Source organism: Candidatus Nitrospira bockiana (genome assembly GCF_965152565.1).
Genome location: NZ_OZ224215.1, coordinates 2,943,781 through 2,957,065 on the forward strand (window position 1 = coordinate 2,943,781; position 13,285 = coordinate 2,957,065).

A 13,285-nucleotide genomic window follows, 5' to 3' on the forward strand; every position below is an offset into this window, starting at 1 on the left:
GATCCGTCACGGCGGCACGGCGTGATCGCAGGCATCACGATCGGAGGGTCGCACGACGTGAGCGAGGCTTCCAGCGGCGCCCGCCGCCGCGAACCCTCGACGCACGAGAGGAACGGGGCGCTCAGTCGATGAGGCCCTCGCGGATCACGTAGTGGGTCAGCTCGGCGTTGTTCTTCATCTTCATCTTCTCGAGGATCCGCGCCCGGTAGGCACTGATCGTCTTGACGCTGAGCGAGAGCTTGTCGGCGATCTCCTTGACCGTCTTGCCCAGGGCGATCATGCACAGCACCTCGTATTCGCGGTCCGACAGCGTTTCGTGGAGCGGCTTGCCCGCGTCCGACTCCAGATCGAAGGCGAGTTTTTCGGCCAGGGTCGGGCTCACGTACTTGCCGCCCGTCATGACCTTTCGGATCGCGGCCACGAGCTGCTCCGGTGCGCTGTCTTTCGTGAGGTACCCGTAGGCGCCCGCCTTGAGCACCCGGACGGCGTACTGATCTTCGGGATGCACGCTCAGCACGAGCACCGGCAGGTTGGGCCGCTCCCGCTTGATGTGCATCAGCGTATCGAGACCGCTCCGTCCCGGCATGGCGATGTCCAGGACCACGACATCGACATGATTCGAACGGATCTTGTCGAGCACCTCCTGCCCGTTGGTCGCTTGGGCGGCGACGATGATGTCCGGTGTTTCGGACAGGATCTGTTTGAGCCCTTCCAACACGACCGCGTGATCGTCGGCGATGAGGACTTTAATCATGCTTCACCCCGTCTTCCTCTTGATTGATCGTGGTCGGCTTCCGGCTGGCCCCGCGGTCCCCTCCCCGCGAATCGCCCCCGGACGCCGGCGGCGCGGGACTCACCTCGCGAAAGGTCCAGGTGCGCCCGTCGACCCGCGCTCCATCTCGTCTCGGTTTGGACACCCGCTCGATGCGGCGGCCGTCCTGCAACTCCAAAATGTCGTAGCTTTCCGCCTCGGGCTCGCTGTTCAGCTCGCTGACCGTCCGGAGCATGACCTCGGGAACGGCCAACTGCCGCATCATCCATCCCATGAATTCATCCAGCGTGCGCGAGTCGATCACCGCTTCCGGGATCTTCCACATGCCGATCAACCGCTGATTGAAGCTCACGACCTGCCCGTCGCCGTCCACGACCAGCACGCCGTCGGCGGTCGATTCCAGCACCGCGTCGATCACGGCCAGCACCCGTTCGAGACGCTCCTCCTCCGTGGGCCGACGGAGCGCCGACTCCAGCAGCCTCGCGGCGCTCGTGAGCGCCTGGACTTCCGTCGGAGACCACCCGCGCTCGCTCAAACAGTGGTCGAACTCCAGGAATCCCCACCAGTCCCGCTCGACGAACAGCGGCACGACCAGCACGGTGCGAATGCCGCACGAGGCCAGCGCCGCGGCCTCGGCTGCGGGCAGGTCCGCCACCCGCCCGCCGATGGCACGGCCCTCGCGCAGCTCCGTCTCCCACCGGGCAAAGCCTTTCGCCCGCAGCGACCAGCTGAACCACTGGGACCACTCGCTCTTGGCCACCTCACCCAAGCCGATCCATTCATATCGGCGGCTCGCCCAGAGCGCGCCATCCTCGCCCCGGTGATTCTTGAACAGGCAGACCCGATTCACCTCGGCCAGGCGCACCCAACGCTTGAGGCCATCCCAGGACGCAGGATCGAGGGCCGCGGCCAGGTACCGGTCGGCTTCTTCGTGTCGAGGCGGAACGGGCAGGCGGTCGTCGGCACGCGGTAGCGCCGGCTGGGGTGGTCGACGCGCAACCGGTGGACGGTTCGATGGAGCCCGCGGCGCAGGGACCGGCCTCTCGGCCGGCGCGGCTGGCGTGAATCGCCGACGGGCCTGGGTGATCGCCGCCGCGAGCGCCGCGAGCAGCGCCAGGATCGCCAGCGCTCCCCACATCATCACCGTGCCGGCGACCCGCTCGAACGGGGCGAGAATCGCTCGACGATCGAGGCCGGCCAGGACCACCCACTGGGCGTCCGGCCTCCGTCCGTACTCGGTCACACCGGCGTACCCGGTCACCATGACCACTCCTCGGACACGATCCCTCTCTTCTCGATACCCCGGTTTGCCCCCCATGTCGTCGAGGCGGGGGATGGACCCCGTCGCGGCACGCTTGGCTCCCCGCGAGGCCGTGTCGTACACCACCTGTCCGTCCGGCGCGAGCAGCCGATAGTCCACGGAGCCGGCCTGCCCCGACAGCCGCACGTGCTGGGCGGCTCGGCGGGCCGCTTCCAGCACGAATTCCAAGCTCTGGAAGCCGACGTCGAGGACCACCGCGCCCACAAACTGCCCCTCGTCCCCGATGATCGGCGCCGGGAACAGCACCCGCCGGGACCCGACGTCGAAGAGCTCCGCGTGCCGGACCTCCAATTGACCCCGACCGACGAGCGACTGGAACCACGGCTGGCCGATCTCGACCCGATCGAGCACGCGTGCGTCGGTGGCCGCAATGACGCGGCCGGCCGCATCGGTCACCCGGATGTCCATGTATTCGGGCAACGTCAGCTTGAGCGACCGGAGGTAGCCGGCGGCGGTCTCCGGGCTTCCCTGCCGGAGGACCGGCGCCTGTGCGATCACCTGGACCTGGACGCTGTGCTCGAACAAGACACGATTCAGCGCCTCGGCGACCGCTCCCGCCGCCTGCGCCAGGCCGGTTCCCGCCGCCGCCACCAACGCCTCTTCGAGGTGACGGACGACCTTGAGCGTGACGACGACCGCCGCCGCCCAGATCGCGAGGAACAACGCGAGCAAGACGATCGCCGACGATCGGCCGACACGCGGGGAACAACTGGGGACGGCGGTCACCTCGGCTCCCTCCCGGCTGTCCTTCTCTTCCGTCGATATGATAAGGACTTGCGCCGGTGGAAAGCAACAGACTGCGGAGAGCGCCTACGGGCTTTCCATTAGATCGCCTAGAGCACGGGCGGCGGCTCCGCCATCGCATACCTCCCGTAGTATTGGTGCCGCGGCGTCACCAGATCGTTGAGCACGACGCCTTCGATGCTGCCCCCCGCGAGAAAACGCAAGGCTTCGCCCACTACGCCCTGGGGCGTCTGTTCGGCTCGGACCACGAGCACGATGCCGTCCACCACTTCCGAGAAGAGGTTCATGTCCGCCATGGGCAGGATCGGCGGGGCATCCAGGATGACGAAGACGCCGCGTTGCCGGAGATCGGCCAGCAACTCCTGCATCCCGAGGCGGGTCGCCGTCAGCCCGGGAGCCCCGTGCGCCACATTGCCGGCCGCGAGAATCCGCAGGTTCGGATGGGTGTGCTGGTACAAGGCCTGATCCACGGTGCATTCCCCGGCCAGGACGTTGATCAGACCCGCCTCCTCTTGGAGCCCCATCCGCATCGAGACTTCCGGGTTGCGCACGTCGCCGTCGATCAGGATCGTCTCCTCCAGATAATCGCGCGCGAGCGTGATCGCGAGGCCCAGCGCGATCGTCGTCTTTCCCTCTCCGGAGAGCGAGCTGGTCACGGCCAGAATCTTCGCGCCTTTCTTCTCACGCACCTGGACGAGCCGGCCGGCCAAGACCCGGAACTGTTCCGCTCCGAGCGCGTTCATGTGCGCTTGCAGCACCCGCTGCGACTTTCCACCGGCCGGAAGCTTCTGGATCATCGTCCCGTTCCGTTCGCCGCCGATCGGCCATTCTTTCGCCCGCGCCAGCCACGCGCGCCAGCCCGCGGCCTTGCCCGGGGGCGCCTTGCCGTTGCCGTTGGCGGCGCTGGTGATGAACATGTGGGGGATCGTCGCGAGCATCGGCAGCCCGAGCGATACCTCGACTTCTTCGGGACGCCGGAACGGGAGGTTGCGAAAGTCCAACCACCAGATCGTCGCCACGCCCAGCATGAGGCCGCCCGCGACGCCGGCCGCGAACACCTTCAACGGGTTGGGCTTGATCGGTTTGACGGGGAGATTGGCGGGATCGAGGACGCGGAACTGCTCGCCCTTCTGCCGCTTCTCCATCTGCTCGGTGATCTTCGCCGTCTCCTTGTTCGCCAGCAGCGTCTGGTACTGCTTGTTCGTGTTCTCGTAATCGCGCAGCAAGACGCTCAGTTCCTGCTCCCGGAGCGGCATCGTCTCCATCTTCCGCTCCAGCGCCTTGATCTGGGACTCGATCTCCGCCGCCCGCTGCTTCCGCACGCGGATCTCGGCTTCGACGCCGCGCAGTTGGGTGTCGACGTCGGACCCGCTCACGACCACGTCTTCTTCCAGGTCCTCGCTCGCGGGCCCGCGCGCGATCCGGGCTTCGAGGTCCTTGATCTCGCGCTTGATGCGCACGACGTCCGGATACGTCTCCTTGTACTCCGCGAGCAGTTGGGCCAGTTGCTCACGGAGTTGGCGGAGGCGGGCCTTCGGTGAGAGATGGATCACCGCCCCCGGGTTCCCCATGGAGCTCTCGAGCGCGTCCCGCATGATCTCCCGCCGCTCCACCAGCATCCGCAGCATGTCGTTCTGCGTCTGCAATTCCAGGTTCAGCCGGTCGAGCTGCCGGAGGATCGTGTCGGCCTGCTGCGGCAACTGCCCCATGTGCTTCTGCTTGTATTCGGTGATCTCCGCTTCCTGGCGGTCCAGGCGCTCCTTCACCCGGAGCAGCTCCTGCTCGAGGAACTCCGACGTCCCCTCCACCAACTGCTCGCGGACCTTGAGGTTCTCCCCGATGAACAGCGAGGCGAGCTTGTTGGTGACCTGCATGACCAGTAGCGGATCGTACCCGTCATAGGAGATCGTGAAGGCCTGAATGTTCCGGTGCATCCGGTCGTCGACGGTCGTGACCTTGATGTCTTTCCGCATCAGGTCGATCACGTCCTCCATCGGCTGGCGCTTCAGCTCGTCCTGATAGAGGTTGAACTCTTCGATGATCTTCTGCAGCAGGGTCCGGCTGAGGATCTGCTGCTGGATCGTGATCAACCGCTCCTCGATCGTGTCCACCGCCATCGGTTTGATGTAGTCGGTCGGCACCTTCTGCGACTCGACGAGGATCAGCGTGCTCGACTGGTACACCTTGGGCATGACGAGGAACGCGACGCCCGCGGCGACCAGGCCGACGACGAGCCACACGACGAGCACCCATTTCCGCTTTCGCAGGATGTCCAGATAGTCCGCAAGTTCGAGCATGGTGTTCCTTGGTTCAGTAGGAATCGGGGAAGGCCGCCATCGTGCCCTTGAAGGCGTCCGGCCATTCGATCCTCAGCGTGACGCTGATCGCATCCCGCGTGAAGCTGAACGAATTGTCCCTGAAGTCGGTGCTGAATTCATTGTGCAGGTAGCTGGCGACGAGCGACGTGTTCCGGTTGATGGAGTAAAAGACGCTGACCGTGCCGCCATACGACAGAAACTCGAGCACGCCGGCCGGGATCGATTCGTTCTTGGCGTAGTTCAGGCTCCCGCTCACCGACAATCGATCGGTGAAGCGATGGACCACCCCGGCCGAGATCACCTGGCTCAAGAGCGGGACCGCGGAGATGAAAAAGCTCGGGAAGACCCGCCGCGAGTAGCTGAGCCGGTAGTCGGTATGGCGCTCCTTGTACTCGATGAGCCCGCTCGCGACGTACTGCAAATCGCGGTTCCCGGAGAACATCGTGACCCCGCCCGTGACGTCGGCGACGAGCTTCTTCGAGAACTCATGCCGCCATTCCGCCGTCCCGCCCTGCAGCTCGAAGCTGCTGCTGAACCGGTCCCCCTGGCTGAACTGGATGTTGGAATAATTGAAATTCGCGCTCACGACGTCCGTGGGCGTCACGCGGAACTGCGGTCCGGCGCTGACGTTGGTGAAGCTCGTCGTGAAGAAGCCCTGTCCCGGCGTCGGCGCGAAGGCGGTCCCGAACCGCATGTACTGGTTCGAGATCGAGCTGACCACGCTCGTGGTGGGAGTGAACTGAAACGCCCCGGTGACCGCGGCGATGTTGATGAGCGAGTTGGCGCGAACGGCTTGGATGCCGCGGATGAAGTTCTCCGGACCGGTGAGCCCCGAGGCCTGGGCGGCCGGGGTCGGCGTGAAGAACGCCGGCGGCTGCGGCGTGTACCGGATGCTGTCGTTTACCGTGAGTGTGAATCGCTTGTCCAACATCGCGGAAATCTTGTCCAAGTTGGCGTTGAACGAGGCGTTCGTGGCGATGTAGTTGAGCCCGGGATTGATCGCGTAGATCTCGCCGACGAGCGTCACCTGCCCGCTCGCCTGGATGAGCCGGCTGTCGTGCTCGACCCGCAGGCGGGGGGCCAGGGTGGTGACGAAGTCTTCGAGATTCTTCCCCGACTGCACGAAAAAGACGTTCGTGTCGTACCGCTCGGTAATGCTCAGCGAGGGGGTCACGTGCGTCGCGCTCTGGCCGTAGACGAGAGGAGCGAGCGCCAGACCGAGCGCCGCGATCCCGCCGAGCGCGCTTAGGCGCCGCAACGCCCGCACGGAGATCTCCGGCCTTCACGGGAAGGTGCCGGGATGCCCTGCCGGCGCACACATCCGCTTTCGTCCATGATCACTCCGGGAGCCGCCGACACACGCGTGCGGACCATCACGGCACCACGAGCGTGTCGCCCGGAACGAGGATCGCATTGTGGGTCGAATCCTCGCCCGATACGATCTCGTCGTAGTCGATCGGAATCCGGATTTCGGTTTCCCTGTCCGGCAACTTCCGCAGCATGAACATCTTGCTCTTCGAAGCATACGGGGTGAAGCCGCCGGCCATCGAGACGGCCTGGAGCACGGTCGTGTAGGACTTGAGCTGATACTTGCCGGGGTGGGCGACCTCGCCGAGGACGTAGATGCCGTAGCTGTTCACCTGCTGGACCACCACCGAGACGTTCGGATTTTCCTTGTACTCCTTGAGACGGTTGACGATTTCCTTCGTCAGTTGGTCGGGGGTCAGGCCGACCGCGTAGACGTCTCCGATCAACGGGAGCGAGATCTTGCCGTCCGGCCGGACCGTCACCGTCTTCGACAGGTCCTGGTTCCGCCACACGATGATCTCGAGCACGTCTTCCGGGCCGATCTTGTAGTCGCCGCTCGCATAGGTCGCGGTGGCGATGGCGGCCGGCTCCGGCTTCGGATCGAACGGCGACAGGAGACCGCACCCGGCAAGCGCGGTCCCGACCAGGAGCCCCGCACACGCGCACCCAGCACGAAGATTCATTGGGTCAGCACCATCGTTTCGGCCGGCACGACAATGGTGTCGCCGGGCTTCAAGATGACGTTCTGCGCATGACCTTCACGAAGCACGATGTCGTCGTAACTGGCCTTGAGCTTCACCTCGTTGTTCTTGCCCTCCCATCGGAAGATCACGATCTTGTTGCGCGCAGCGATCGGCGTGAAGCCGCCGGCGATGGTGATCGCCTGGAGCAGCGTGGTCTTGCTCTTCAAGTAGTAGCGCCCGGGCTTGGCCACTTCCCCGAGGACGTAGATCCCGTAGCTGTTCACCTGCTGCAGGATGACCGACACCGTCGGCGTCTCCTTGAACTGCTTGAGCCGGTTCACGATGTTGGTCGTCAACTCCGACGGCGTCAGCCCCGTGGCCTCGATGTCCCCGAGCAGCGGCAGCGAAATCCGCCCGTCCGGACGGACGGTGACCACCTTCGACAGGTCTTGGTTCCGCCAGACGATGATCTCGAGGACGTCCTCGGGCCCGATGTAGTACTCGTTCGTGACGACCAGCGAATCCTTTTCCGCTTTTTCGGCCGCTTGCCCGTCGGCGCTCGGCCGCTTGAGAGACGGCGGCGGAGGCGTCTTCTGCTCGACGGGCCCGAGCTGAGCCGCGCCGATCGCGGCGCTGAAATGAAGCAAAGACAGTAAGCCTACCGTGAGGACGATGGACTTCTTGGGCACGTGCACGACTCCCCCCCTTTCGACGCGGAGCATGGTGAAGTGACGACCGGTTTGAGTTGCTGGGCCGCAACGGCCTTCGATTGTGGACGCTCAAGACCTAGGGAGCTTAAGGCCCAGGGAGAAAGAGTATTCAGAGACGCCCGAGCGGGGCGCGCGGACCCGCTCACTCCCTACCTTGTCTGACGGGTGTATGGCCCGCTTCCCGGCTCGCCCGGAGCACAAATCCGTTCAAACCGTCGGGCGAATGATACGCACCGCCGACGGAAATGCCATATCGGCCTCGTGCCATTTCTCCTGTAGGGGTAAAAACGCGGACGGCGTCAGGCTCATCTGACAGTCAGACGTGAAACCCGGGGACCCCTGAGCGAGAGCCGGCTCAGCGGGGCTTGGATCGGCCGAGGAGCTCGGTGGCCGTTTGCAGAACGGCCGGTGTCAGGGCGCGGCCGCTCAGCATCCGCGCGACTTCCCGCCGCCGTTCGTCGCCATCCAGCCGTTTGACGCGCGTGGCCGTGCGGTGGTGCTCCACCGTCTTTTCGACGAGGACGTGCACGTCCGCCTGAGAGGCGAGTTGCGGCAGGTGGGTGATGCACAGGACTTGATGGTACCGGCCCAGCTCGCGCAGCCGTTCTCCCATGGCGGCCGCGACCGCGCCCCCGACCCCGGCGTCGATCTCGTCGAAGATCAGGACGGGGACGGTGTCGGCGTCCGCCAGCACGGACTTGAGGGCCAGCATGATGCGGGACAGCTCGCCGCCGGAGGCGATCTTCGACAAGGGCATCAGCGGCTCACCGGGGTTGGCGGACAGCAAGAACTCGGCGCGCTCGCAGCCCGCGGGCCCGAGCCCGTCCCCGTCGAGCGGGCGCAGCTCGATCGTGAACGCCGTCCGATCCATCTGCAGCGAACACAGCTCCTTTTTCACACGCTTCTCCAGTTGAGAGGCGGCGCGCCGTCTGGCCGACGAGAGGCGGCCCGCCGCCTCGACGACCGCCTTGGCGTCGCGCTCGACGGCTTCCGTCAGCTCGGCCAGACGGTCATCGGCCGACTCCACGGCCTGGAGCTGGGCTCTCAGGTCGCGCGCCTTTGCGATCAGCCCGTCCACCGTTTCCCCGTACTTCTTCTTCAGACGCTGGATCCGCTCCAGCCGCTCCTCGACGTCCGCCAGACGAGCGGGATCCATCTCCAAGCGGTCCCGATACTGGCGGACGCGCCGGGCCAGCTCTCCGAGCTGCACGGCCGCGGCCTCGCACAACGGCGGCAGCTCATCCGCGGTGGCATCGATTCGGCTCAACGCCTGGAGGCGGTCGCCGACCGCGCCCAGCAGTGGGAGCACGGCCGTCTCGTCTTCGTACAACGTCCCATATGCGGCTTGGCTCAACTCCGCGAGCCGCCCCGCATGCGCCAACCGCCGGTGTTCCGCCTCGAGCGCGTCGTCTTCTCCGGGCCGTAGCGCGGCAGCGTCCAGCTCGTCGCACTGGAAACGAAGCAGCTCCTCCCGCCCCCGCTGCTCCTCGACCGCACGCTGCGCCTCCTCGAGCGCGCGCCGGCGCGCCTGCCACTGATCATAGTGACGGCGAAAGTCCCGGCGAAGCGTGACCAGCTTGCCGAACGCATCCACCGCCTCCAGTTGGAGCCCGGCAGAGAGCAGCGACTGCTGCTCGTGCTGGCCGTGAATGTCGAGCAAGGTGCCGGCGAAGGCCTGGAGCGTGTGAAGGGGGGTGAGACTGCCGTTGAGATAGATGCGATGGCGGCCGCTTCGCGAGAGCACCCGCCGGATGATGAGCTCCGTGTCGCTCCCGCCGAGAACGCCTTGTTCCCGCAAACCCGGGAGCAGAGGACTGTCGGGCGCCAAGACGAAGGCGCCCTCGATCACCGCCTCTTCCGCGTCGGTCCGGATCTGGTCGGTAGAGGCGCGCCCGCCCACGAGCAAGGCGATGGCGTCGACGAGGATGGACTTCCCGGCGCCGGTTTCACCGGTCAGGACGTGGAAGCCGGAGGAAAATTCGAGGCTCACCCGATCGATCAGCGCGAAGTTCGTGATGCGCAGTTCGGTGAGCATCGAAACAAGTGACGAGTGATGAGCGCAGAGTGATGAATCGAAGCGTTATGCTAGGCGGTTCTCGCTTCTCCCCAAGTCATCACTCATCACTCATCACTCATCGTTCATCACTTATGATTAGGTCGCCGCGGATTGGGCGAGGAGGCCGTCGATCACCTCCTTGAATTGCCGCTTCGGCCGCGCGCCGATCAACTTTTCGACCGGCTGTCCGTTCTTGAAAAACAGGATCGTCGGGATGCTCATGATCTGATACCGGCCGGCGACTTCCGGGTTCTCGTCGGTATTCAGCTTCATCACCTTCAATTTGCCTTCGTATTCCTTCGCCAGCTCGTCGACGATCGGGGCCACCATTTGACACGGCCCGCACCATACCGCCCAAAAATCGACCATCACCAGCCCCGGCGACTTCACGACCTCGGTGTCCCAGCTTCGGTCATCCACCTTCAATGCATGTCCCACAACCGCCTCCTTCATCGATCAGTATTGGGCACGAGCCGGCATCGTATCGTACGGTTCTTCGGACTGTCAACGCACGTCGGGGACGCCGGCTGAGGGCCGCGCCGCAACCGCGAGCTCAGCGACGCGGCCTCACCAGTTCCATTCCTCCGGCACGCCCGCCCACCATCGATCCGGCTTCGCGGCGCGCCAGGCCGTTTGCTGCTTCCACAGCCGCGCCGTGACCTCTTGGTCCAGCCGAGCGGCCATCGCGGCGGTCACATCGGACTGGCGGCGGATCGCGTCCTGGATGATCTCCTTGGCGATCCGGGCGAGCACCTCCGGAGGGTCGACGAGGTCCTGAGGCCCTTGGAACGTCAGGTTGGCGTAGAGCTGCTCGACCCCGACCCAGCGATCGGTCTTGGCCAAGTGCTCGAGGTACCCGTCGATCGCCTGTAGGACGTAGGTCACGTAGAGGTAATGTTCCGCCGAGGGCGCTTCGGTGACCTGTTGGAGGCACGCATCGAGCGCGCGACGATAGTCTCCCGCGGCAAGAAAGACCTTCGCGCGCTTCAAGTGATCCCCCGTCCGCTCGGACGAGCCCGCCGCGGCGGGAACGGCCCCTAGGAGGAGCCACCACGATGCCAGCAGCACCAAGCTCAATCGCAGCGCCATGGCGCCTCCCTCAGATGGGTGCAGCCGCGCCGCCCCTGGAGGGCAGCATCGCCGCCCCGAGTTTTTCGATGACCACTTGCCCTTCCATGCGCGCCACCCGGACGCTCACGTCCTGGGGGTGCCGTTGAAGGACGAGATCGACGACGGCGTTGCCCACCCGCAGGTTCTCGATCCGCACCTGTTGAAGGAATTCCGGCAGCGCCGGATTGGACAGCCGAATCCGCTCCTCGGCCCCGTGGATGGACAGGCCCAGACAGGCCTGGAGCAGGAGGAAGACGGCCCCCGACGCCCACGCTTGGGGAGCGCACGCCACCGGATAGAGCGTAGGCCCCTCGCCGGGTCGGCGGATGAAACCGCAGAACAACTCCGGCAACCGGTGCAGATCGACGAAGAGCGACGCGTCGAACAGGCCGGTGAGGATCTTCATGACCGGCTCCTTGAAGCCGTAGCGCGCCATGCCCCAGGCGATGAGCGCATTGTCGTGCGGCCACACCGAGCCGTTGTGGTAGGACATGGGGTTGTAACGCGCTTCGGTGGAAGCCAGGGTGCGAATCCCCCACCCTGAAAACGACTCTTCGCGGAGGAGCGTCTGCGCGACGGCCCACGCGTGGTCGGGCTGGGCGATGCCGGTCAGAAGGCAATGGCCGGCATTCGACGTCCGCACCCGGCACGGCCGCTTCCGGCCGTCGAGGGCCAGAACGTACGTCCCGAGGTCCTCGGCCCAGAACGCCCGCTCGAAGCTCTGCTGGAGGGCGTCGGCCTTGCGCCACAGCTCGCCTGCATATTCGGGTTTTCCGAGCGCGAGCGCGATTTGCGCGGCCATCCGTCGGGCGGCGAACACGTAGCCCTGCACCTCGCACAGCGCGATCGGCGCCTCGGCCATCGTGCCGTCCGCATGGAACACCGAATCGGAGGAATCCTTCCACCCCTGCTGCACCAAGCCGTTCGGCGAGTGCCTCGCATACTCGACGAACCCGTCGTCGTCTGGGTCCCCGTAGGTGTCGATCCATCGCAAGCCCCGCTCGATGTTGGGCCAAATCGACCGCAGGAAGGCCAGATCCCCGGTGCGTTCGAAATACGCCCCGGCCAAGACGACGAACAGCGGCGTCGAATCGACGCTCCCGTAATACCGGCCGAAGGGGATCTCCCCCAGGGACGCCATCTCCCCGCTTCGCGCCTCGTGCAGAATCTTGCCGGGCTCGGCGTCCTGTTCGGGAATCATCTCGGTGGCTTGTGTGGCCGCCAGGTACGAAAGCACGCCCTTCGCCATGTCCGGATTCGTCCACAAGCACTCCAGGGCCGTGATCAGGCCGTCGCGCCCGAACGGAGTGCTGAACCACGGCACGCCCGCGTAGGGATAGGGCCCGCTGGACGTCGCGGTCACCATCATCTGCAGGTCCGCGACGGACCGGTTGAGCCAGTCGTTGAAGCCCTCGTTCGACGTGTAGATATGGCACGCCCGCGTCTTGGAGTCGTAGAGCACCTGGCTGACCTCGGAGAACGCATGCTGGTAGGACAGCCGTCGGGGCGCCGCGCCGGAGGCCTCGCAGGAGACGGTGAGGAAGACGGTCAAATCGCCTTTCGGCTGCAGCGTGGCTTCGAAGTATGCCTCGGATCCGAACACTCGGCTGGGCGCCGGCGAGCACTCCAGCTTGGTGCGCCGCAGGATGCCGTCGAGTCCCTCATAGGACATGATGATCGTCCCGCCCTCGATCGTATCTTGGAGCCGCCGTCCGCGGCGAGCCCGCTTCATGCCCCGGACCTCGAAGATGTCGGCGAAGTCGGCGTCGAACTTCAGTGAGAAGGCCAGATCGACGGGGACGAGCCCGTAATTCAGCAAGCGCAGCCGCTCGTAACACCGCCCTCGCCACAGGAACATCATCCGGGAGATATGGAGCGTGCCCCGGGCGATCGCAACCTCGCCCTTCACGTAGGTGTCCGGGTTGGTCAAGTCGACGGCCAGCAGCGCGTTGTCGTCCTTGACCGTGGAGCTGAGCAGCAGCGGACGGTGCTTCCCCAAACGGAACTCCAGTCGCGAGAGGTGCCGAGTCCCTTCGTGATAGACCCCCTGCACGCCCTGCCCGACCGTCCGGATGTCTCCGTAGCGGTCGAACACCGCGAACGTATCGTCCTGCTTGAGCACGCGGGTCCGGTCGTCGGCCAGCGAGGACGTCGCGAGGATGTAAAACTGGTCGTTGACCCGGATGACCTCGTCGATCGCGGGCTCATGTTCCTGTCGTGGCATCATGCGGGCAACCGTGAAGCTGGAGGTGGATCGTGACGC

The 13,285-nt window shown here is 65.5% G+C and carries 10 protein-coding genes; all 10 read right to left on the minus strand.

Going from position 1 to position 13,285, the window contains the following annotated elements:
* Positions 1-121 precede the first annotated feature (121 nt).
* The 10 genes from ACWHYV_RS14370 to ACWHYV_RS14415 all read right to left on the minus strand — a co-directional run bounded on the left by ACWHYV_RS14370 (position 122) and on the right by ACWHYV_RS14415 (position 13,249).
* Positions 122-754, minus strand: a complete 633-nt coding sequence (locus ACWHYV_RS14370; protein WP_447977183.1) for a response regulator — start codon at positions 752-754, stop codon at positions 122-124.
* A complete protein-coding gene (locus ACWHYV_RS14375; protein WP_447977184.1) occupies positions 747-2,819 on the minus strand; it encodes a GAF domain-containing protein in 2,073 nt (690 codons plus the stop codon). The genes ACWHYV_RS14370 and ACWHYV_RS14375 overlap by 8 nt, the downstream gene beginning before the upstream one ends.
* A gap of 107 nt (positions 2,820-2,926) precedes the next feature.
* Positions 2,927-5,134, minus strand: coding sequence for a GumC family protein (locus tag ACWHYV_RS14380; RefSeq protein ID WP_447977185.1), 2,208 nt, complete (start codon positions 5,132-5,134; stop codon positions 2,927-2,929).
* Positions 5,135-5,147: 13 nt separating this feature from the next.
* Complete coding sequence (locus ACWHYV_RS14385; RefSeq protein WP_447977186.1) at positions 5,148-6,422, minus strand: hypothetical protein; 1,275 nt, start codon at positions 6,420-6,422, stop codon at positions 5,148-5,150.
* 106 nt (positions 6,423-6,528) lie between these two features.
* Positions 6,529-7,146: a polysaccharide biosynthesis/export family protein gene (locus ACWHYV_RS14390; RefSeq protein ID WP_447977187.1), complete on the minus strand. Its 618-nt coding sequence runs from the start codon at positions 7,144-7,146 to the stop codon at positions 6,529-6,531.
* Positions 7,143-7,835 carry a polysaccharide biosynthesis/export family protein gene (locus ACWHYV_RS14395; protein ID WP_447977188.1) on the minus strand — a complete coding sequence of 231 codons (693 nt, stop codon included), beginning with the start codon at positions 7,833-7,835 and terminating at the stop codon, positions 7,143-7,145. The genes ACWHYV_RS14390 and ACWHYV_RS14395 overlap by 4 nt, the downstream gene beginning before the upstream one ends.
* Positions 7,836-8,211: 376 nt before the next feature.
* Positions 8,212-9,891 (minus strand): DNA repair protein RecN, encoded by a 1,680-nt coding sequence (gene recN / locus ACWHYV_RS14400; protein WP_447977189.1) that lies wholly within the window; start codon positions 9,889-9,891, stop codon positions 8,212-8,214.
* A gap of 117 nt (positions 9,892-10,008) precedes the next feature.
* A complete protein-coding gene (trxA, locus tag ACWHYV_RS14405) occupies positions 10,009-10,365 on the minus strand; it encodes a thioredoxin (protein WP_447977190.1) in 357 nt (118 codons plus the stop codon).
* Positions 10,366-10,479: 114 nt separating this feature from the next.
* The gene (locus tag ACWHYV_RS14410; RefSeq protein WP_447977191.1) at positions 10,480-11,001 is read right to left on the minus strand and encodes a hypothetical protein; all 522 of its coding nucleotides are present in this window, start codon (positions 10,999-11,001) and stop codon (positions 10,480-10,482) included.
* 10 nt (positions 11,002-11,011) lie between these two features.
* Positions 11,012-13,249, minus strand: coding sequence for an amylo-alpha-1,6-glucosidase (locus tag ACWHYV_RS14415; protein ID WP_447977192.1), 2,238 nt, complete (start codon positions 13,247-13,249; stop codon positions 11,012-11,014).
* Positions 13,250-13,285 lie beyond the last annotated feature (36 nt).

Bases quoted from the DNA above. Each gene is read 5' to 3' on its own strand.
- ACWHYV_RS14370 (WP_447977183.1), bottom strand. From the start codon at position 754: ATGATTAAAGTCCTCATCGCCGACGATCACGCGGTCGTGTTGGAAGGG.
- ACWHYV_RS14380 (WP_447977185.1), bottom strand. From the start codon at position 5,134: ATGCTCGAACTTGCGGACTATCTGGACATCCTGCGAAAGCGGAAATGG.
- ACWHYV_RS14390 (WP_447977187.1), bottom strand. From the start codon at position 7,146: ATGAATCTTCGTGCTGGGTGCGCGTGTGCGGGGCTCCTGGTCGGGACC.
- recN (WP_447977189.1), bottom strand. From the start codon at position 9,891: ATGCTCACCGAACTGCGCATCACGAACTTCGCGCTGATCGATCGGGTG.
- trxA (WP_447977190.1), bottom strand. From the start codon at position 10,365: ATGAAGGAGGCGGTTGTGGGACATGCATTGAAGGTGGATGACCGAAGC.
- ACWHYV_RS14410 (WP_447977191.1), bottom strand. From the start codon at position 11,001: ATGGCGCTGCGATTGAGCTTGGTGCTGCTGGCATCGTGGTGGCTCCTC.
- ACWHYV_RS14415 (WP_447977192.1), bottom strand. From the start codon at position 13,249: ATGATGCCACGACAGGAACATGAGCCCGCGATCGACGAGGTCATCCGG.